The organism is Roseobacter sp. N2S, from assembly GCF_031454055.1.
Taxonomy (GTDB): Bacteria; Pseudomonadota; Alphaproteobacteria; order Rhodobacterales; family Rhodobacteraceae; genus Amylibacter.
The window spans coordinates 194997-216340 of sequence record NZ_JAVDQB010000003.1 but is presented as its reverse complement, the minus strand read 5'-3'; the positions used below and the strand labels follow the sequence as shown (position 1 = coordinate 216340).

At 57.2% G+C, this 21344-nt stretch carries 20 protein-coding genes; 8 read left to right on the top strand and 12 right to left on the bottom strand.

Features of this window, described 5'->3' with window-relative positions:
- Positions 1–68: 68 nt before the first annotated feature.
- The 9 genes from GGE09_RS10140 to GGE09_RS10100 form a co-directional block, all read right to left on the bottom strand.
- Entirely contained in the window at positions 69–473 is a 405-nt protein-coding gene (locus tag GGE09_RS10140; RefSeq protein WP_309746002.1) for a PaaI family thioesterase, read from the bottom strand.
- Complete coding sequence (locus GGE09_RS10135) at positions 470–1267, bottom strand: IclR family transcriptional regulator (protein ID WP_309746001.1); 798 nt, start codon at positions 1265–1267, stop codon at positions 470–472. Before GGE09_RS10135 ends, GGE09_RS10140 begins: the two co-directional genes overlap by 4 nt.
- Before the next feature lie 4 nt (positions 1268–1271).
- Entirely contained in the window at positions 1272–2300 is a 1029-nt protein-coding gene (locus GGE09_RS10130) for a phosphotransferase family protein (protein WP_309746000.1), read from the bottom strand.
- Between the two features lie 8 nt (positions 2301–2308).
- Positions 2309–2956 (bottom strand): histidine phosphatase family protein, encoded by a 648-nt coding sequence (locus tag GGE09_RS10125; RefSeq protein WP_309745999.1) that lies wholly within the window; start codon positions 2954–2956, stop codon positions 2309–2311.
- Between the two features lie 5 nt (positions 2957–2961).
- The gene (locus tag GGE09_RS10120) at positions 2962–3972 is read right to left on the bottom strand and encodes a nitronate monooxygenase family protein (protein ID WP_309745998.1); all 1011 of its coding nucleotides are present in this window, start codon (positions 3970–3972) and stop codon (positions 2962–2964) included.
- 77 nt (positions 3973–4049) lie between these two features.
- Positions 4050–5246 (bottom strand): acetyl-CoA C-acyltransferase, encoded by a 1197-nt coding sequence (locus GGE09_RS10115; RefSeq protein ID WP_309745997.1) that lies wholly within the window; start codon positions 5244–5246, stop codon positions 4050–4052.
- A gap of 10 nt (positions 5247–5256) precedes the next feature.
- The gene (locus GGE09_RS10110; RefSeq protein WP_309745996.1) at positions 5257–6180 is read right to left on the bottom strand and encodes an SDR family NAD(P)-dependent oxidoreductase; all 924 of its coding nucleotides are present in this window, start codon (positions 6178–6180) and stop codon (positions 5257–5259) included.
- Positions 6181–6182: 2 nt separating this feature from the next.
- Positions 6183–7310, bottom strand: a complete 1128-nt coding sequence (locus GGE09_RS10105) for an acyl-CoA dehydrogenase family protein (RefSeq protein ID WP_309745995.1) — start codon at positions 7308–7310, stop codon at positions 6183–6185.
- Positions 7311–7315: 5 nt separating this feature from the next.
- Positions 7316–8488: an acyl-CoA dehydrogenase family protein gene (locus GGE09_RS10100; RefSeq protein ID WP_309745994.1), complete on the bottom strand. Its 1173-nt coding sequence runs from the start codon at positions 8486–8488 to the stop codon at positions 7316–7318.
- Positions 8489–8616: 128 nt separating this feature from the next.
- Here GGE09_RS10100 and GGE09_RS10095 point away from each other — a divergent pair, with 128 nt between their 5' ends.
- Complete coding sequence (locus GGE09_RS10095) at positions 8617–9612, top strand: NADPH:quinone oxidoreductase family protein (RefSeq protein WP_309745993.1); 996 nt, start codon at positions 8617–8619, stop codon at positions 9610–9612.
- Positions 9613–9715: 103 nt separating this feature from the next.
- Here the strand turns inward: GGE09_RS10095 and GGE09_RS10090 are convergent, their stop codons facing one another.
- Positions 9716–10375 carry a histidine phosphatase family protein gene (locus GGE09_RS10090; RefSeq protein ID WP_309745992.1) on the bottom strand — a complete coding sequence of 220 codons (660 nt, stop codon included), beginning with the start codon at positions 10373–10375 and terminating at the stop codon, positions 9716–9718.
- A 132-nt stretch (positions 10376–10507) separates the two neighbouring features.
- On the opposite strand from GGE09_RS10090, the gene GGE09_RS10085 reads away from it, so the two are divergent.
- The 3 genes from GGE09_RS10085 to GGE09_RS10075 are packed head-to-tail and all read left to right on the top strand — an operon-like array spanning position 10508 to position 13243.
- Positions 10508–11404 carry a haloalkane dehalogenase gene (locus GGE09_RS10085; protein ID WP_309745991.1) on the top strand — a complete coding sequence of 299 codons (897 nt, stop codon included), beginning with the start codon at positions 10508–10510 and terminating at the stop codon, positions 11402–11404.
- A gap of 10 nt (positions 11405–11414) precedes the next feature.
- Positions 11415–12236, top strand: a complete 822-nt coding sequence (locus tag GGE09_RS10080; RefSeq protein WP_309745990.1) for an enoyl-CoA hydratase-related protein — start codon at positions 11415–11417, stop codon at positions 12234–12236.
- A gap of 2 nt (positions 12237–12238) precedes the next feature.
- Positions 12239–13243: an NADP-dependent oxidoreductase gene (locus GGE09_RS10075; protein WP_309745989.1), complete on the top strand. Its 1005-nt coding sequence runs from the start codon at positions 12239–12241 to the stop codon at positions 13241–13243.
- 74 nt (positions 13244–13317) lie between these two features.
- On the opposite strand, the gene GGE09_RS10070 is transcribed toward GGE09_RS10075, so the two are convergent.
- Positions 13318–14355 (bottom strand): NADP-dependent oxidoreductase, encoded by a 1038-nt coding sequence (locus tag GGE09_RS10070; RefSeq protein WP_309745988.1) that lies wholly within the window; start codon positions 14353–14355, stop codon positions 13318–13320.
- Between the two features lie 85 nt (positions 14356–14440).
- Positions 14441–15835, bottom strand: coding sequence for an amidase family protein (locus GGE09_RS10065; protein WP_309745987.1), 1395 nt, complete (start codon positions 15833–15835; stop codon positions 14441–14443).
- A 176-nt stretch (positions 15836–16011) separates the two neighbouring features.
- On the opposite strand from GGE09_RS10065, the gene GGE09_RS10060 reads away from it, so the two are divergent.
- From GGE09_RS10060 to GGE09_RS10045, 4 genes are all read left to right on the top strand, one after another.
- A complete protein-coding gene (locus GGE09_RS10060; protein WP_309745986.1) occupies positions 16012–16941 on the top strand; it encodes a LysR family transcriptional regulator in 930 nt (309 codons plus the stop codon).
- A gap of 147 nt (positions 16942–17088) precedes the next feature.
- The gene (locus GGE09_RS10055; protein ID WP_309745985.1) at positions 17089–19158 is read left to right on the top strand and encodes an FAD-dependent oxidoreductase; all 2070 of its coding nucleotides are present in this window, start codon (positions 17089–17091) and stop codon (positions 19156–19158) included.
- A 164-nt stretch (positions 19159–19322) separates the two neighbouring features.
- Positions 19323–20414 (top strand): ABC transporter ATP-binding protein, encoded by a 1092-nt coding sequence (locus GGE09_RS10050; protein WP_309745984.1) that lies wholly within the window; start codon positions 19323–19325, stop codon positions 20412–20414.
- Complete coding sequence (locus tag GGE09_RS10045; protein ID WP_309745983.1) at positions 20414–21343, top strand: ABC transporter permease; 930 nt, start codon at positions 20414–20416, stop codon at positions 21341–21343. Before GGE09_RS10050 ends, GGE09_RS10045 begins: the two co-directional genes overlap by 1 nt.
- Position 21344: the final 1 nt, after the last annotated feature.

Below are 21344 nucleotides of genomic sequence, written 5' to 3'. Positions count from 1 at the left end.
CCTTGGCCCGCACAGCTTTTTTGTTTGCTAAATATCCCCGCGCAGAGCGCAAAAAACCCACCGCACCTTTAACGGGTGCGGTAGCGGAATGTCCCCGTGGCTTTGGCAATCAACTCACCGGTTTCGTCGCACAGCTCGCCATCGGCAAAATAAGTCTTGCGCCCGCCCCCCGTGCGCCAGCCTTTGGCGATCAACAGCGTGCCTTTGGGCCGCGACAGATATTGCACAGTCATGGACAGCGTCATCACCAACTGCGGCGCGTCCGGATTGCCCGTGTAACTGCCCGCAAATCCCATGGCCGTATCCAGCAAACTGGCATGAACCCCGCCGTGGGGCAGCCCGTAACGGTTGCCATGTTTCGCCTCTAGGGGCATTTCAACTGTGGCTGTCCCCTCACCCCATTCCGCCAGACGGTAGCCCAGCAGTTTTTGGTATTCATAGGCGTCTTCAAACAATTCTGTGGTATCGGTCATTGGGGCTTCATATTCAAAAGTTCTGCGGTTTTCACCAGCAACGGGCCAAAGACCGTCTCTAGCTGCTTGGGCTTAACATGGAACGAAGGCCCGCCCACATTCAAGCCGAAAACACGCCCGTCCAGCGCGCGAATTGGCACAGCGATACCGTTCACATCGGGGCGCCATTCGCCGTAGCTTTTGCAAAATCCGAGGGTTTCATATTGATGTTTTGCCTCGATGTAACTGGCTTTTTGCTCTTCAATCAGTTCGGGCAGAAATTCCGCCCCACAGGCAAAAGCCGCTTCGCGCCCCGCCTCATCCAACCCCACAAGAATAGCGCGGCCAATGGCAGAAAAGAACAGCGGCAGACGCGATCCGATGGACAGTAGCAATGACACATCCTCGCGCGAACGTTCTACCGCGATATAGATCGCATCGGTCAAATGCCGCTCTGCCAGCGCACAAGTGATATAGCTGTTCGGCCCGTCGCGCAGACGGCCCATTTCCCCTTTGGCCCGCTCGGCGATTTCCATCCCCGACAAAACGCCAAAGCCCAAAGACAACACCCCCGCCCCTAGCCGATACCCCCCCGAGGACACGTCCAGCGACAGGTAGTCCAGCTTGCACAGCGTATAGATCAGCCGAGACACGGTGGGTTTGGGCAGACCTGTGCGCTTGGCAATATCCGTGTTGGTCAGAATCGATTCATGGGGGCGAAAACAGCGCAAGACATCCAGACCACGGGCCAGCGCGGTGATAAAGTTGCGGTCTTTATCCTCGTCCATATCAGTGATCAGATGAATGTCAGCCATAGCTTTACCCCTGCCCCAACGCTTTTAGGCCCGCGTTGGCAAAGACCGGCACATATTGGCCCATCTGCTTGCCCCGTTCAGGGTTTGACGCATTGCCATCCAGCGCCCGTTTCAGCACGCCCTGAATGATCGCGGCCATGCGGAAAAAGTTGAACGCCAGATAAAAGCCGAAGTTGTCGATAGGCCCGATGCCGCGCCGTTCACAATATTGCGCGATGAATTCGGCGTCTGTGGGCAGGCCAAGTGCAGCGCGATCAACCCCGGCAAGGCCGCGGCCCTCTTTGCTGGGGGGCATCTGCCACTGCATGATGACGGCGGCCAGATCCGCATAAGGATGGCCGATGGTGGACAGTTCCCAGTCAAGCACCGCAAGGCACAGCGGCCCGTCTTTCTGGAACATCATATTGTCGATGCGGTAATCCCCGTGTACGAGGGTCCGCTGGCCGTCATCCGCAGGGGATTGTTCCTCCAGCAGCGCCATCAGCCGGTCCATATCTGCCACTGTAGTGGTTTCAGACGCACGGTACTGCTTTGACCAACGCCCGATCTGGCGTTCGTAGTAGTTTCCAGGAGGTCCGAAATCCGACAGGCCCACAGCGTCAATATCAACATCATGCAAGGCCGCGAGAACCCGGTTCATATCGCCGATCACGCCAGTGCGCATGGCGTTATCCTGCTCGGGCATGGTGGGCAGCGTATGGTTGCGCCCGTCCACGTGATCCATCACGTAAAACATCGACCCGATCACAGCGTCGTCTTCACACAGGTGGTGCATTTTGGCGACGGGGACATCACTGCCTGCCAGCGCAGATTGCACACGGAATTCACGATCTACCGCATGGGCAGATTTCAGCAAAACACCCGGCGGCTTGCGGCGCAGCACGAAATTGCGGGCGGGTGTTTTTAGCAGGAACGTCGGGTTGGATTGCCCGACCTGAAACTTTTCAACCTCGATAGGGCCTTGAAATCCTTCGATCTTATCCGAAAGATAATCCGCAACGGCAGCAGCATCCAGTGTTTGCGTATCGGTCATGGCGTCCCCTAACTATAGGTCAGCATCTGTGCGAATTCCAAAGAATCCAGATGCGGTGTGGCGTTAAATTCATGTAAAAAGCGTTTTTGTCCAGCGAAGATAATCTTGCTCATCGCCGTGTTTTTCACCTGCAGGTTCAGGGTCATCATCATTTTGGGCGGTGCCCCGACGATAGAGGCAACCGTCTGCCCGATCACCCCGCCTGAACTGACCACCAAAACACGCTCTGCCCCGTCGCGGGTGGCACTTGTCAGCGCAGCTTCAATGCGCGTGGTGAATGTTAGCCAGCTTTCAGACGCTTTGGGCAATCCACCGTCCTGCCATTCAAAAATGGTTTCCCGCAGGGTGCGGAAATGGGTCTTGCGATCACCCATCACAACATCCGGCACTGCCCCGTCAAAACGGGCTCCCAGCAGGTTGTGAAAATCATATTCGTTAAAGCCTGCGTGAATTTCAGGGTCGGTAAACCCCATAGAATTCAGCGTCTCCATCTGCCGTATCAGCGACCCGACCACAATGCGATCCGGCTCCCAGCCCCGTTGGCGCAATGCAGCGCCGACAAGACGGGATTGTTCATGGCCTATGTCAGACAATTTGTCGTAGTTATCCGCCCCGAAAGAGGCTTGCCCGTGGCGGATAACGATCATTTCCGCCATTTTAATTAACCAGCCTCGCCCGCAAGACGGGCCACAGCAGCGTGGTATTCTGTGGCGATGCGATCCACCAAAGCGCCCGCAGGCTGGATGGCTTTCACCGCACCAATACCCTGTCCTGCGCCCCAGATTTCCTTCCATGCCTTTGGCTTGGATGATCCTTCGCCAAAGTTCATCGAGGACGCATCCGCCGCAGGCAGATTGTCAGGGTCCATCCCAGCCGCAGCAATGGACGGGCGCAAATAGTTGCCGGAAACGCCGGTAAACAGGCTGGATGTCACAATATCCGCCGCGGTGCCTTCGACCACAGCGTCTTTGTATTCGGGGATGGCATTTGCTTCTTCTGTGGCGATAAAAGGCGAGCCGATATAGCCCAGATCCGCCCCCATCACCCGCGCCGCCAGAACCGCGTCGCCCGTGGCAATAGACCCTGACAACAGCAGCGGGCCTTTGAACCAGCTCCGAATTTCCTGAATAAGCGCGAAGGGCGATTGTGGGCCTGCGTGGCCACCAGCACCAGCCGCCACGGCAATCAAGCCATCCGCGCCCTTTTCAATCGCTTTTTTGGCAAAGCGGTTGTTGATGATGTCGTGCAAAGTGATGCCACCACACGAATGCGCCGCCTCGTTCACCTCTACCCGCGCACCAAGCGAAGTGATCCAGATCGGCACTTCATGTTTGACGCAAATTTCAATGTCCCGTTCCAGCCGCGCGTTAGAGCGGTGTACAATCTGGTTCACCGCATAAGGGGCCGCTGGTGTATCGGGGTTCGCCTGATTGTGGCGGTCCAGTTCTTCCTTGATCTGGGTCAGCCATGTATCCAGCAGCGGGTGCTCACCTTCGCCTTCGCGGGCATTCAGCGCGGGGAAAGCCCCCACGATGCCAGCTTTACACTGTGCGATCACCAAAGCAGGCACCGAAATGATAAACAGCGGCGATGCAACAGCGGGGATACGCAGGCCTTGCAATGCTTTGGGCAAATGAGATTCAGCGTGGGTGGCATTCCAGGGGCGGGTCATAATTCGGCAGTCCTTAACGGGTTAGTAAAATGGGTGAATTGCGCCCAAACCATTGGACGCAATCCTTTTTTATAAGATCAGAGAACTTCGAACAGGCCGGCAGCGCCCATACCGCCGCCCACACACATGGTGCAGACAACGTATTTCGCACCGCGACGCTTGCCCTCGATCAGCGCGTGACCAACCATGCGCGCGCCTGACATGCCGTAGGGGTGGCCGATGGAAATCGCGCCGCCATTGACGTTCAGCAGCTCATCCGGAATGCCCAGAACATCGCGGGAATGAATGACCTGAACGGCGAAAGCCTCGTTCAATTCCCACAGGCCGATATCATCCATTTTCAAGCCGTGGGCTTTCAAAAGTTTTGGCACAGCATAGATCGGGCCGATGCCCATTTCATCGGGTGCCAGACCCGCAGCCATCACACCTACATAACGACCCAGCGGCGTCAGACCCTTCTTCTCGGCGGTTTTGGCTTCCATCACAACGGCAGCAGATGCCCCGTCAGACAGTTGGGACGCATTGCCCGCCGTGATGAATTTGCCTTCCTTGATAACCAGACCGTCCTTGAACACCGGCTGCAAACCCGCAAGGGATTCAGCGGTTGTGCCCGGGCGGTTGCCCTCGTCTTTTTCAAGGGTCACTTCATGTTCGGTGACTTCTTTGGTTTCTTTGTTCATCACCTTCATGGTGGTGGTCAAAGGCACGATTTCATCGTCGAACTTGCCAGCTTGTTGTGCGGCGTGAGTGCGCGCTTGGGACTGTGCGGAATATTCATCCTGTGCTTCGCGCGATACGTTATAGCGGGCCGCTACGGTTTCGGCGGTTTCCAGCATGGACATGTACATGTCAGGCTGGTGTTCCTTGAACCACGGGTCTGGTGTGATGAACATATTGGGCAATTGCACGGTGGAAACGGATTCAACACCGCCCCCGACAACCACATCCATACCGTCGGTGATAACCTGTTTGGCCGCCGTTGCGATGGCCATCATCCCAGAGGCACATTGACGATCCAGCGACATGCCGGGCGCCGTAGTGCCCAGACCTGCACGGATCGCAGCCTGACGGGCGATGTTGGTGCTGGTTGACCCTTGTTGCAGGGCCGCGCCCAAAACAACATCGTTTACTTCAACGCCCTCAATCCCGGCACGTTTGACCGCGTGTTCGATGGCGTGGCCTGCCAGTTGCTGGCCCAAAGTTGCGTTAAACGCCCCGCGATAGGCTTTGCCAATCGGGGTACGGGCGGTAGATACAATAACTGCGTCGCGCATGATAATTTCCTTACTTTTCCAGTTTAATGCCAGCCAGATCGGCAGCGTTCTTGGCGTATTTTCCAGTTTGTTCAAAGGCTTGGGTCAGGATTTCCTGCCCTTCAGGATCGGTGATCTGTTCCCACTGCGCCGCCACATTTTCAGGCGTGATATCGTCGCCAGCCAGTGTGATGCCTTTGGTTTCATAGACACGGGTTTGGGCAAATGACCCGCCACCAGCGCCCATGATTATGCGCGAGGGCGCATCTTCAGACACCAGATACAGAACCCCCGGCGTGATGGTTTCAGGCCGCAGCAATTCGCCCACTTCGGGGGTGAACAGTTCTTCGGTCATACGGGTTGTTGCGGTTGGTGCCAGTGTATTGACGCGGATATTGTCGCGCGCACCTTCCATGTGCAGCACATTCATCAGACCCATCATCGCCGCTTTAGCAGCGCCATAGTTGGACTGACCAAAGTTGCCATACAAGCCCGAAGACGAAGCCGTCAGCACGATGCGGCCATAGCCCTGTTCGCGCATGATCGGCCACACCGTATGGGTCACGGTTGCGGTGCCAATCAAGTGTACATCAACTACCTTTTTGAAATCCTCAAGCGTCATCTTGGAAAAAGTTTTATCCCGCAAGATGCCCGCATTGTTGATTAGAATGTCGATGCGGCCCCATTTGTCCATGGCCTGTTGAACCATGTCCTTGACGTCGGATTCACTGGACACATCGGCACCGTGGGCAAATGCCTCGCCGCCCGCCGCGATGATTTCGGCAACCACCGATTCCGCCGCAGCCGAAGACCGCCCCTGACCGTCAGCCGCAACCCCAAGGTCGTTCACCACAACCTTGGCTCCGCGCGCTGCCAGGCCCAGCGCGTGACTGCGCCCCAGACCGATGCCAGCGCCAGTGACGATGGCAACTTTTCCATCAAAGCGGATTGTCATATTCAGTATCCTTTTATTTTAGCAATCTGTTCGGCGTGATAGCCGTAATCGCCCAACCATTCTTGCGCCACACGGGCGCGTTTCATGAAAAAGCCCATGTCAAACGCATCCGTCATACCGATGCCGCCGTGCATTTGCACGCCTTCCATCACCGCCAGCTTCGCCGTCTGATTGGCCCGTGCTTTTGCCAGCGAAACCGCCAGCGCCGCATTTTCGGGTTCTTCGTCCAACATCCGGCCCGCATTTGCAATCGTTGATGTGGTGACTTCAATATCAGACCACATGTGGGCTGCGCGATGTTGCAGGGCCTGAAACTGGCCAATCAACACGCCGAACTGCTTACGTTCCTGCAAATAGCCCACCGTCATCCCGAAAGCACCGGAACTCAGACCAGTCATTTCAGCCGCCAGCGCCGCCTGCCCCGCCTGAAGTGCGGGTTTCAGCACGGTCATCGCCTGATCAACAGATCCAACAACGTCTTCGCCTGTGGCTTCAACCCCGTCAAAACTGATCTGCGCTGAATCGCGGGCATCAATCATGTTTTGCGCCGTGCGGGTGATGCCTGCACGATCGGCAGGGATATCAAACAAGGTCAGCGCGTCGTCATCGTCCCCTGTGCGGGCCAGAACCAGCAAGCGATCGGCACTGCCGCCATCCACCACAAAGGTTTTTTCGCCAGACAGTTCAAACCCGTTGCCCACCCGTTTGGCCTGCATCTGCGTCGCGTTCGGGGCGTGTTTCACCCCTTCGTCCAGCGCCAGCGCATAGGTCAGATCACCGCTGGCGATATTGCCCAATGCCTCGGCCGCGCGGGGATTATCCGCCACTTGCCGCAGGGCCGTTGCCGCCATTACGGCAGTGGAAATAAACGGCGAGGACACCAGCGTCTTGCCCATTTCCAGCGCCAGCAGGTTTGCCGCCGCATGACCCATGTCAATGCCACCCTGATCTTCGGGCACCAGAACACCGGTCCACCCCAGATCAGCCATCTGCTTCCACAATTCAGGATTATAGGCTTTGCCCGCATCCCGCAGTTCACGGAATTTGCCAACAGGCGAGGATTCATCCAGAAAGCCTCGCGCGCTGTCCACCAGCATAGTTTCGTCTTCGCTCAATGTTAGATTTGTCATAGTATTTACCCCGGAAGCCCCAAAACACGCTTAGAAATGATGGAAAGCATCACTTCTGATGTGCCCCCTTCGATGGAATTCGCCTTGGTTCGCAGCCAGTCAGCAGGCAGGGAACCGGTCTCACCGTCCCATTGCAGTGCCTCGGAACCGCCCGCTGACATGAACAATTCATGCTTGCGTTTGTTCAGCTCTGTCCCTGCGTATTTCAGCATGGCCGAGGCATCCCCGACACCTTTGCCACCCGCCGCCTGATCCTTGTACCGTTCAATTGTCAGACCAACGGCCATTTCTTCAATGTCACAGGCAATCGCTTCCGAGCGCAGGCTCGCCTCGGACAAATCATGACCTGCATCGGCCAGAACCTTACCAAGCGTACGCGCGCCGCCCCGACCCGAGCCACCGCCCGAAATCATTTCCCGCTCATGGGTCAGCAGATATTTCGCCACATCCCAGCCGCGGTTTTCCGTGCCAACGATCTGATCCTTTGGAACGGTGACATTGTCAAAGAAGGTTTCGCAAAACGGTGACGCACCAGAGATCAGTTTGATCGGACGGGTGGTCACGCCTTGGGATTGCATGTCAAACAACAGGAAGGAAATCCCTTTGTGTTTCGGTGCATCTTTGTCGGTGCGGATCAGCGCAAAAATCCAGTCTGCCTTATCCGCGTAGGACGTCCAGACCTTCTGGCCGTTAACCAGCCAATGATCGCCCTGATCCTCGCCTTTGGATTGCACACTGGCCAGATCAGACCCGGCACCCGGTTCGGAATAGCCCTGACACCAGCGCACTTCGCCCCGAGTAATGGGCGGCAGATAGTGCAGCTTTTGTTCGTGGCTGCCAAAATGCAGCAAGGCAGGGCCCAGCATCCAGATGCCGAAGGATTGCAGCGGAAGGCGGGCGTCCAGATGATCCAGCTCGGACAGCCAGATTTTTTCCTGTTCGCGGTTAAAGCCCGCGCCACCGTATTCAGCGGGCCAAGTGGGGCATGTCAGCCCGTTGGCGGCACAGACATCCAACCATTGTTTTTGCGCATCGGATTGAAAGGTCCAATTCTTACCGCCCCAGCAGATCGAATCTGCGGTGCGATCCCCGTCTTGCATTTCTGCAGGGCAGTTTTTAGAGAGCCATTCGCGTATTTCAGCGCGAAAATTCTCTGGATTTGTTGTATCAAACGGCACGGCTATCCTCCCAAACGCAGCGTCAAGTTCCGCTATGCAGAATTGCATTTCACTTGTGCGTTGACAAGATTGTTCCCGCCCCTGAACGTGGGCGTGATGTAACGTCATTTGAATTTGGGAGACAGACTATGCGCGCTATGATGAGCACTGAAGCCGGAGGACCGGAGAGCCTTAAACTGACCGAAGTGGACACACCAACCCCTGCAAAAGGCGAGGTGGTGATCCGCGTTCGCGCAGCGGGGGTAAACTTTCCTGACACGTTGATTATCCGCGATTTATACCAGATCAAACCCCAGCGCCCCTTTGCGCCCGGCGGTGAAGTATCCGGTGATATTGAAGCCATCGGTGAGGGCGTAGAAGGCTTTGCCATTGGCGACCGTGTGCTGGCGGTTCCCGGGTTCAACGGCTTTGCCAGCCATGTGATCGCGGATAAATCAACGCTGGTGCCGATTCCCGATGATATGCCCTATGAACAGGCGGCGTGTTTTGTGTTGACCTACGGTACGTCCCACTATGCGCTGAAACAGCGGGCCGCATTAAAGGCGGGGGAAACCTTGCTGATCCTTGGGGCCGCTGGCGGTGTGGGCGCGGCGGCAATCGAGCTGGGCAAAGCCATGGGCGCGCGGGTGATTGCGGCAGTATCCTCCGAAGACAAGGCAGCATTTTGCAAAAAGCTCGGCGCGGATGAAACCCTGATCTACCCCCGTGACATGGACCGCGATGCGCAAAAGGCGTTTTCAGGCGCAATTAAGGAACTGGCAGGGCCGAAAGGCGTTCAAGTGGTCTATGACGCGGTGGGCGGAAACTACGCCGAACCTGCCGTGCGCGCCCTTGGTTGGGAAGGCCGTTTTCTGGTTGTGGGCTTCCCCGCGGGCATTCCGAAACTGCCACTGAACCTGACCTTGCTGAAGAACTGCCAGGTGATCGGTGTGTTCTGGGGCGCCTTCACCAAAATGCAACCCGATGTGCATCAAGCCAACCTACGCGAATTGTTTGACATGTGGGGCAAAGGCCAGATCACCCCGCAAATCTCAGCGACTTTCCCGCTGGAACAGGCTGCCGACGGGCTGCGCTTGCTGGAACAGCGCAAGGTTCTGGGCAAAGTGGTTCTAACCGTTGATTAGATGGTAAAACCTGTGGTGAAAACCACCAAGTGACACCCCTAAAAACAGGGGCAAAGCACCCGCTTTTCCCCTGTTTTTTTTGATCAAGATACGGCCCGCACTCCTATTCGCCGAGATGGGTGCAATCGTTAAACGCCCGCACGATAAAGCGGTCTTTCGTTAGCACAACACGGTGGATCGACCCGTTTGACGCGCCAATCATCGCAAAGGGTTTACACCCCGTCGCAATGGACATAATCGCCCCGACAACCCCGCCATGTACACAAAACGCCAGTTTTTGCCCCGCGTGATTGTCCAGCAACCGCCACAAGCCGCGTTCCACCCGTTCATGCAATTGCGCGGTGGTTTCCGCCCCCGGAATATGGCCCCATTCATGTTCTGCCTTGGCGCGCAAAAACTCTGGCGCGCCTTCGGCCGATTTGATCCGGTATAGACCGCCATCCCAATGCCCCAGACTGATTTCCCGCAGGTCGGGTTCCTCGATCGGGGTCATCCCAAGATGGGCCGCAAGCGGGGCCATCGTCTGGTGCGTGCGCTGCAATGACGTCACATAAAGCGCATCGAAATGCTCGTGGCGCAACCGCTCGCCAACGGCAATGGCCTGTGCTTCTCCGCGTGGATGCAGCGGCGGATTCCCGTGGCCGTCTTTCATCGGAAATGACACACCATCGCGGGCAGGAATGGTTTCACCGTGGCGGATAAAGATCACGTCAACAGCGTCGTCAGGCACCACAAAACGGTGCTGGGGGTATTCTTTGGTCATGGGTATCCTTCGGGGTTTCAGTCCGGTTCCGCCACGTCGCGACGGGCCGTGATTGACAGATTTCAAGTCTTGCCCCTAGGCTTTTCACAAAGCTGACCCGCCGTCAAACCTGCCATCAAACCGGAGCCTCCCATGGATCGCCTGCGCACCCCTGACCAGCATTTCACCGACCTGCCTGATTGGCCCTATGCGCCCCATTATATCGACACGCTGACAGGCTATGACGGCCTGCGAGTGCATTACGTGGACGAAGGCCCAAAAGACGCGGATCGGGTATTTCTTTGCCTGCACGGACAGCCCACGTGGTCCTATCTGTACCGTAAAATGATCCCACCGTTGCTGGAAAGTGGCGCAAGAGTGATCGCACCTGATTGGCTGGGGTTCGGGCGGTCTGACAAACCCGTAAATGACACGGATTACACGTTCAACTTCCACCGCAACATGATGATCGCCTTTATCAAGGCATTGGATTTAAAGAATATCACCCTTGTGGTCCAAGACTGGGGCGGTGTGCTGGGCCTGACCCTGCCCCACGAACTGCCGGATCGGATCACCCGCCTGTTGGTGATGAACACCGCCATTGCTGCGGGTCAATCCGCTGGCAAGGGGTTTGAGGACTGGCGCGCCTATAACGCTGCCAACCCCGACCTGAACATCGCGGCCCTGATGGCCCGCGCCACCCCGATCCTGACCAAGGCCGAGTCCGCCGCCTACGCCGCCCCCTTCCCCGATGTCAGCTATAAGGCAGGCGTGCGCCGTTTCCCCGACATGGTAATGACATCCCCCGAAATGGAAGGCGTAGACCACTCCAAAGCCGCCATAGATTTCCTGCAAAACCACTGGACTGGCGACAGTTTCATGGCCATCGGCCTGCAAGATCCGGTCCTTGGACCACCCGTCATGAAATGGCTGCACAGCATCATCAAAAACTGCCCCGAGCCGATGGAAATCCCGCAGGGTGGCCATTTCCTGCAAGAATGGGGTGCGCCAATCGCACAGGCCGCCCTGCACCACTGGGGCGACATTTAAGGACTTTACCATGACACGCGAAATCAACACCGGCACCGGCGAACTGCTATGCTCTGTCACCGATCACGTGGCCACACTGACCCTGAACCGCCCAGACAAACGCAACGCCATGGGCGCGGAAATGATGCCGGCCTTGCAGCATATGCTGCTGCAGGTCGAAGCAGACAGCGACGTGCGTGTGGTTGTCCTGACGGGGGCTGGTAACGGTTTTTGCGCGGGCGGCGATGTTTCCAGCATGGGCGCACGCATCGGCGCAGGTTCAACCCTGACAGTGGACGAAAAAATCCGCTTTCTACAGCACGCCCAAGAAAGCTGCTCCCTGCGCCTCTATGAATTAACCAAACCCACACTCGCCGCCCTGCCGGGGGCTGCTGCGGGCGCGGGCATGTCGCTTGCACTGGCCTGTGATCTGCGCATTGCCGCCCAAAGCGCCTTTATCGTCCCTGCATTCGGGGCCATCGGCCTGTCAGGCGATTACGGCGGCAGTTGGTATCTGTCAAAACTGATCGGGCCGGGTCGTGCCAAAGAACTCTATTACACCAACCGCCGTATGCAGTCGGACGAAGCGCTTTCCTTGGGTGTGTTCAATGCTGTGGTGCCAGATGAAGAACTTCGCGCCGCCGCCCAAACAATGGCCGCCAAAATCGCCAAAGGCGCGCCCGTGGCCCTGCGCTACATGAAGGAAAACCACAACCGCGCCATGGTATCGGATTTGAAAACCACCATGGCCGCAGAGGCAGACCGTATGGTGCGCACCACCCACACCGAAGATTTCGCCAATGCCTCGGCTGCGTTTTTGAACAAACAAACACCCGTTTTCAAAGGAAAATAGCTATGAAGACCCGCCAAGTTATTGTCAAAGACCTGCCCAAAGGCACGCTGACACAAGACCATTTCGCCTTAACCGAAACCGACCTGCCCGCCCCGAAGGAAGGCGAGTTGTTGATCCGCACCATCCTGATGTCCATCGACGCGGCCAACCGCGCCTGGATGCAGGGCGCAACCTACCGCGCAGCCATTCTGGCAGGCGACCCTATGCACACCTATGCCCTGGCCGAAGTGATCGACAGCCGCGCGCCCAAATTCACCAAAGGCGATATCATCGCGGTTGAAACTGTCTGGGCCGATTACGCCGTAGTCCCCGCTAAGGGCGCGCAAAAAATGCCACCGGTTGAAACCCTGTCCCACCTGATGTCGGTCTTTGGCATCGCGGGCAAAACCGCCTTTCACGGCCTGCTGTCCGTCGGTCGTCCGCTTCCGGGGGAAACCGTGGTGGTTTCAGCCGCCGCAGGGTCTGTTGGGGCCTATGTGGGCCAGATCGCCAAGGCAGTGGGCTGCCGCGTTGTGGGTATCGCGGGGGGCGCGGAAAAATGCAAATGGGTGGTGGACGACCTTGGTTTTGACGCCTGCGTCGATTACCGCGATCCTGCATGGCACAAAGCGTTGAAAGCCGCCTGCCCCGAAGGCATCGACATCTATTTTGACAATGTGGGTGGCAACATCCTTGAAACTGTTTTGTTCCGCATGAACGAACGGGGCCGCGTGGTCTGTTGCGGTGCCGTCAGCCAGTATGACGCCACTGCCCCAAGCGGTCCGCGCAACCTGCCAGGGTTGGTGGTAGTAAAACGCCTGCGCATGGAAGGCTTCATTGTGATGGACTACGCCCATGAAGACACCACAGCCCTGCGCGCCTTACAAAACTGGGTCAAATCCGGCGCGATCAAAGTCCCCGAGGACATCGTAGAGGGGCTTGAAAACGCCCCTGCCGCGCTGATCGGCCTGCTGGCAGGTGAAAACCGCGGCAAACGCATGGTCCGCGTCGGCCCCGACGCCGTTTAGGCTTCAATGTTCTAAAAATACTCAAAAAAATAGGGGGCCATCAAGCCCCCTATCCACATCACAATTCAACCAAGTCAGGCTTTCGGATCAGCCCCGACCCGCACCAGTTGCTTGCCGAAATTCTGACCCTTCAACAGTTCCAGAAACGCCTTTGGCGCATTTTCCAGCCCCTCGGCCACGGTTTCGCGGAAGTTGATTTTCCCTGCCGCCACCATTGGCGCGACTTCCTTGAAAAATGCGCCCGCACTGTCTTGATGATCTGGAAACAGGAAGCCCTGCACATGCAGACGTTTGGTCAGAATCGCAGACCAGACCGCTGGCAATGGCGCGGCATCTGCCACGTTGTCGCCGTTATACCATGCAATCATCCCACAAATCGCGATACGCCCGAACATGTTCATATTGGGCAGAACACCTTCTAGGGTTTTCCCGCCCACATTTTCAAAATACACATCCACACCCTGCGGCGCGACTTCGGCGATCTTTGCCGCCAGTTCACGTCCGTCAGCCGCTGCCTTGTGGTCCAGACAGGCGTCAAAGCCCAACTCTTTCACCGCATAATCACATTTGTCAGCGCCACCTGCCACACCGATGACTTTACAGCCCTTCGCCTTGGCCAACTGCCCCGCCAGACCACCAACAGCGCCGGTGGCTGCGGAAATCAGAACCGTTTCCCCCGCCTTCATCTTGCCGATTTCGTTCAGCCCGATCCAGGCGGTCATCCCCGGCATGCCCAGCACACCCAGATAGGTGGACAATGGTGCAAGCGTCGGGTCGATCTTGCGAATATCCGTACCATCAGAAACCCCGTGGGAAGCCCAGCCAGTGCGCCCCACAACAATGTCGCCAACCGCAAAATTGTCGTTGTTGGATGCGGTAACTTCACAGATTGCGCCGCCCTCCATCGTGCCACCGATCGGCACAGGATCCGCATAGGATTTCGCATCATTCATCCGCCCGCGCATGTAAGGATCAAGCGACAGCCAGATGGTGCGCAGGGTCACTTCGCCCGCGCCTGCTGTGGGCAGCTCTTTATCCTCAAAGCGAAAGTTTTCAAGCGTCGGCCAGCCAGTTGGCCGTGATGCAAGGGCGACGTGTTGATAAGTTGTCATGTTTTCTCTCCAGAAAGATATGGTTGACCCAGACCTAGCGTCCCTGTGCCTTTGCGCCAATGGCCCGCTGAAATGCCGTAGCGTATCATTGCGGATTGACGGGCAGAATGGCGGGTTGCGCTGCTTCGATATCGCGCCCCGCAGCGATCAGAATATCCTCGCGGTAGCGCCGTGCGATCAGTTGCACGCCCATAGGTTTGCCCGACGCCGATCCTGTGGCCACGGCCAAGCCTGGCAGGCCCAGCGCGGGCAGACCAAGCTGGGTGAGTTGCGCACGCATGATCGCCTTGAACCCGTCCTCGGATTGGACATCCGCTTGCTGGTCAAACGGCAACATACCAGAAATCGGGCAAATCAGCACAGAATATTGCGCGAGAAACAGCTGCCATTCGCGCAGATGGGTGACGCGGTCGCGCAAGGCGTTCAACAGCCCCCCCGCATCCACAGGCGCAGACAGCGATTGCATCACTGCGAACACATGCTGGCTGTCAGGCTCTGCTTCTTGGGCCACCAGTTTGTCCACGCCCTGCCGCATTTCCGCCAACCAAAGCTGCGCGTTAATATCCGCCGAGGGTTGCAGCGGCGGGGTGTCCACTTCCTCTACCTCCCACCCTGCTGCGGCCAGTGTGTCTGCGGCAGCCCGCAAGGCGATCTCGATTTCAGGCGCCACCTCCATCCCGTCAGGATGCACACAAAGGGCCGCGCGGCGTGGGAATGCACCTTGATCTATCGGGGCGGGCACCCACCATGGATCGCGCAGATCCTCAACCGCCATAGCCCGCAGGCTGAGGTCGATGTCATCCATGCTGCGTGCCAACGGGCCACCCACAGCCATCAACTGCCCGCCGATATGACGATCAGCGCCAGAGGGGTTATAGGCTGGCAAACGCCCTAATGTTGGCCGCAGCCCGTGGATACCACAGGCATAAGCCGGATAGCGGATCGACCCGCCAATATCCGTGCCGTGACCCACTGCTGCCATGCCGCTGGCTACAGAAGACCCCGCGCCGCCAGATGACCCGCCCGGCGTGATATTCGCACCATGAGGATTCAGCGTCTGGCCATGCAGGTCATTCTTGGTAAACCAGCGCAGGGAAAATGCGGGCGTATTGGTACGCCCGACAATCACCGCCCCAGCCTTGCGCATGTTAGACACCACAGGGCTATCATGCTCTGCGATCAAATTTTCCAGCATCTTCAGACCATTGGTGGTGGCAAAGCCCTTTTGATCCACATTCACCTTAATCGTGACAGGCACGCCCGCCATTGGCCCCACGTCGCGCCCCGCAGCAATATCGGCATCTACAGCAGCAGCGGCAGCCAAGGCTTCATCAGGCATATGCTGCACCACCGCATTCAGCGCGGGATTGACCGCATCTATGCGATCCAGATGGGCCTGTGCCACCTCAACTGCCGAAACCTCCTTAGCGCGGATTTTGGCGGCAATTTCAGTGGCGGATAATTTCCAGAGTTCAGACATGTGGGCAGCTCCATTAGTGTTTGGCGCATCGTGGCACCAGCTCCCCTGCCAGTGCAATGTATTTCTTAACGCTGCACTTTGCCCGATCGCCCTGTAGACAACCACTCCACCTTGCCCTTAACGGAAAACTGCTTCAAACCCGTGCCTAAAGTCCCCCAGCCGCAGAAAGCCCGTCGATGCCATTGCGTTTCACATTTCGCCAGTTGGAATATTTCGTCGCCGTGGGGGAAGCAGGATCAATTGCGCTGGCCTCGGAAAAAGTGAATGTGTCTTCGCCGTCGATTTCCGCCGCCGTGTCCCAACTGGAAGACGAATTCGGCCATCAGTTGTTCCTGCGCAAACATGCCCAAGGCCTGTCGCTGACACAGGCAGGGCAACAGTTTCTGGACAAGGCAAAAATCGTGCTAAAGGCCGGAGAAGATCTGAACCGTCTGGCCATTGATATTTCCGGCAGCGTCAAAGGCCCGCTGCGGCTTGGCTGTTTGCTAACTTTTGCGCAACTGGTTCTGCCCAGCCTGCGCCGCGATTTTGAAACGCTTTATCCGCAAGTCAACGTCACCCAGTTCGAACTGGACCAGATGGAACTTTTTACACGGTTGCGGCGGGCGGAAATCGACGTGGCGCTGACCTATGATCTGAACATTCCACCCGATCTGGTATTTTCACCGCTGGCCGAATTGCCCCCCTATGCGCTGGTGGCAGAGCATCACCCGTTGGCTGACCGCTCTGCGGTTTCGGTGCGCGATCTGCATGAACACCCGATGGTTCTGCTGGATTTACCTTTTAGCGCCGACTATTTCTTGTCCCTGTTTGACGACAGCGGCCTGAAACCAAACATAGCCGAGCGGACCCGCGACATGGCTGTGATGCGCAGTCTGGTGGCCAACGGCTTTGGCTATTCCTTTGCCAATATCCGCCCCAAAACCGATCGCGCGCCGGATGGCAGCAAACTGCGGTTCATACCGCTGATGGACAAGGTGCGTCCGATGTATCTGGGCCTTGTCAGCGCTGAAGGCGCTGGCAGTGTTCTGACCGTCAAAACCTTTATGGACCACTGCCGCAGCAAGATTTCCAACGCCCAGATTCCGGGAATGAAACCGGAATAGGCAGCCCTGCCCTTTTTCAGGCAGATCACGCCAGCGGGGCACGGGTTAAGCAATCCCTAAGCCCCGCTTTCGCAGTCACGTCTTTAACTTGTGAATTTTATCTGTAACGCTGGCACGAAACCCTGACCAAACAGCCGGAGCAAGCCAGTGCGGGACCCGCGTTACGACATTCTATTCGAACCGATGAACATCGGCCCGCTTACCGCCAAGAACCGCTTTTATCAGGTGCCCCATTGCAATGGCGGCGGCTACCGTGATCCGTCAGCCGCAGCGGCCATGCGCGGCATCAAAGCCGAAGGCGGCTGGGGGGTGATTTTTACCGAGCAATGCGAAATGCACCACACCTCGGAAATTACGCCCTTCATCGAATTGCGCCTGTGGGAAGACAAAGACATCCCCCAATTGCGTAAAATGGCCGAGCAGATGAAAAGTCACGGCGCGCTGGCGGGGATTCAACTGGCCTATTCGGGCATCAACGGACCAAATCTGTACACCAAAGAGGTGCCGCTTGCCCCCTCTGCCCTGCCGATCCGCACCTTTACCAATGATCCGGTACAGGCCCGCGCCTTGTCAAAAACCGATATCAAAGACCTGCGCCGCTGGTTTGTGAACGCGGCCAAACGTTCAAAACTGGCGGGGTTTGATCTGATCTGTCTGTACGGGGCCCACGGGTTCGGGATTTTCCAACATTTCCTCAGCCGCGCCACCAACCAGCGCAGCGATGAATATGGCGGATCACTCGAAAATCGCGCGCGCTTTGCCCAAGAGGTGATCGCCGACATCCGCGATGCAGTGGGCGATACTATGGCGCTGACTTTGCGGGTGTCTTTGGATGAAACCATCGGTGATTTGGGTTTTTCCAACGCCGAGGTCCGTGATTTTATTGAAATGAACAAAGACCTGCCTGACCTGTGGGATCTGGCCCAAGGCACATGGGAGGATTGCTCTGGCCCGTCGCGGTTCAAGGATGAAGCCGCCCAGCATCAACTGGTCAAAGGCATCCATGAATTGACCGACAAACCGATTGTGGGCGTGGGGCGGTTTACCTCACCTGACGTGATGATCAAGCAGATCAATTCCGGCGTACTGGATTTCATCGGCTGTGCGCGGCCCTCTATCGCCGATCCTTTCCTGCCTAAAAAGATCGAGGAAGGCCGCATCGAAGACATCCGCGAATGTATCGGCTGTAACATCTGCATTACCGGCGACATGACCATGTCGATCAGCCGCTGCACCCAAAACCCCACCTTCATGGAGGAATGGCGCAAGGGCTGGCATCCCGAAAAGATGAACCCAAAAGGCAAAAGCCAAAACGTTCTGGTGGTCGGCGCGGGCCCCGCCGGGTTAGAGGCTGCATGGGCGCTGGCGCGGCGCGGTTATGACGTTGCCATCGCCGAGGCAGGGCGTGAACTGGGCGGGCGCGTGTCCAAGGAATGCCGCCTGCCGGGTCTGTCGGCATGGGGGCGGGTCAAAGACTACCGCGCCTATCAACTGGGCCAGCGCGCCAATGTGGAAACCTATTTTGACAGTCGCTTAAGCGCGGCTGACATCCTGGAATTCGGTTTTGAAAACATTGCCATAGCCACAGGGGCACAGTGGCGGCGCGATGGCGTGGCCCGCCAGCATGTGGTGCCCATGCCCATTGCCCCCGACGCCAAAGTCTTTACCCCCGATGACCTGATGGACGGTCATTTGCCCAGCGGCCATGTGGTGATCTATGACGATGACCACTATTACATGGGCGGGGTTCTGGCGGAATTGCTGATCAAATCCGGTGCGAAAGTGACCCTGATAACCCCCAGCGCCTTTGTGTCGGACTGGACCAATAACACGCTGGAACAGGCCAGCATTCACGTGCGGCTGGCGGAATTGGGCGTCGAAATTGTGCTGAACCGCGGGGTGACGCAGATCCACAGGGATCACGTCATCAGCAATTGCACCTATACGGGCCGCACCCAAGAATTTGCCGCCGACGGCGTGGTGATTGTCGGGGCGCGCAGTGGCAATGATCAAGTCTACACCGATCTGCTGGCGCGCCAGTCTGACTGGGGGGATGCAGGGATCAAAACCGTCAAACTATTTGGCGACGCAGAGGCCCCCGGCCCCATCGCATGGTCCACCTATGCAGGCCACCGATATGCCCGTGAACTGGATGGTGAAAATATAGGCGATGCCCTGCCGTTCCGCCGTGAAATTACGCAACTGGCACTGGATTGAACCGCCCGCCCTGCCCTGTCATGGTATGTCTTCAAAGGGTCTGCAAAGACTGCGGCCTTGGGACGGTTCGCTGCACGTTAGGGTTTGACTAACATAGGCTAAGGAAGTCCTTTCTTAGCTGTAATCCCGCACGAGGGTATGATTTTCCACAAAGGAGCCCGCTTTTGTCACATGCGCCCAGAATTGCCGTAGATGTCCGCAAGGCCGTCAAACGCTATGGGGATTTCACTGCCTTGCAACAGATTTCCCTGTCGATCTACGACAATGAATTCTTCACCCTGCTTGGGCCATCGGGCTGCGGGAAAACCACCTTGCTGCGGATGATCGCCGGCTTTGAAGAGGTAAGCGCAGGCGAAATTATGTTGTTCGGAGACAGTATCGCCGATCTGCCCCCTCACAAACGCCCCGTGAACACGGTGTTCCAGAATTACGCGCTGTTTCCCCATATGACCATCACCCAGAACGTGGCTTTTGGGGTGCGGATGCGCGGCAAATCCGATGCCGAATCCCAAAAGCGGGCGGGTGAAATGCTGGAACTGGTGCAGCTGTCGCAATTCGCGAACCGCAAGCCCTCGCAATTGTCAGGCGGGCAACAACAACGCGTGGCACTGGCCCGCGCGCTGGCCCCCCAGCCCAAAGTTCTGTTGCTGGATGAGCCCCTGTCTGCGCTTGATCTGAAACTACGTCAGGCCATGCGGTTCGAGCTGAAACAAATCCAGCGCGAAACCGGCATCACCTTTATCTTTGTCACCCACGATCAAGAAGAAGCCCTGACCATGTCTGACCGCATCGCCGTGATGAGTGCTGGTAAATTGCAACAACTGGGCGAAGCGAAAGAGATTTACGAGCGTCCAAACAACGTCTTTGTGGCTGATTTCATTGGCGAAACCAATCTTCTGGATGTGACCGTGGACAATGTGACCAACGGGCAGGCGACCTGTGTTCTGGGTGGTGGCCACAGGCTTGGGTCCAGTGCGGCGGACGGGATTACGGCGGGGGATAAGGTGCATCTGTCAGTACGCCCAGAACGCCTTATCCTGTCTGAAACCGCCCAAGACGCGGCTAGTTTACAAGGCATTGTGCGCGACAACGTCTATGTGGGCACCGATATCCAGACGCTCGTCGATCTGGCAGATGGCCCCCGCATGATGGTGCGCACATCCAATTCGGATCGCGGCAACAAGCGAATATTTGATGCAGGTACCCCGGTTTTTGTCACGATGGAGGCAGGCGCGGCGCGGCTGTTGGCAGATTAATGGCGGGCGGGGCAGCCAGCGGCGGTAGTGCAAATTCCGACACCTATGCAACGGCCCGTATCTGGCTTTTACTGCCTGCATGGGCGGTGCTGGGTATTTTTGTACTGACCCCGGTGCTGATGATGCTGGTCTATTCCTTTTTGACCAAAGAATTCCGCGGCGGCGTGATCTGGGAATTTTCAACTGCCGCCTATGACCAGTTCTTTTTCAATCGTGGCCTGTTTGGCGATGCGCCCGCCACATTGGAATGGACCTATATTGGTATTTTCTGGCGCTCTACCTGGCAGGCAGGGGCGGCCACGCTGCTGGCTTTGATCATCGGCTTCCCCACCGCCTATTACATTGCCACACGACCCGAAAACACCCGCTCTGTCTGGGTGTTTCTGATCACCATCCCCTATTGGGTGAACCTATTGATCCGCACGGTTTCCATGAAATTCATGCTACGCGACAACGGGCCGTTGAATGATTTCCTGCTGGGCATCGGCGCGATTGATAGCCCGATCCATATCATCAACACCAATTTCGCCGTGCAACTGGGCCTGTTTTACTCCTACCTGCCTTTCATGGTGCTGCCGATCTATGCCTCGGTCGAGCGGTATAATTTCGCGCTGTCAGAGGCCGCCGCTGATCTCTACGCCTCTAAATGGGTCACCCTGCGCCATATCCTGCTGCCTGCCGTGAAACCGGGGGTGATTGCGGGCTGTATTTTGGTGTTTGTGCCATCCCTTGGGTCGTTCCTTGCGCCTGATTTGTTGGGCGGGGCCAAGAATTTCATGATTGGCTCTTTGATCGAGGAACAGTTCAAAGGCAACGCGGGCAATTGGCCGTTCGGGGCTGCGGCGTCGATGATCCTGCTGACTATGGTGCTGATCCTGTTGCTGGTTTTTGCCCGACAACAGGCCAAATCCGATAAAGGAACCCGCTGAC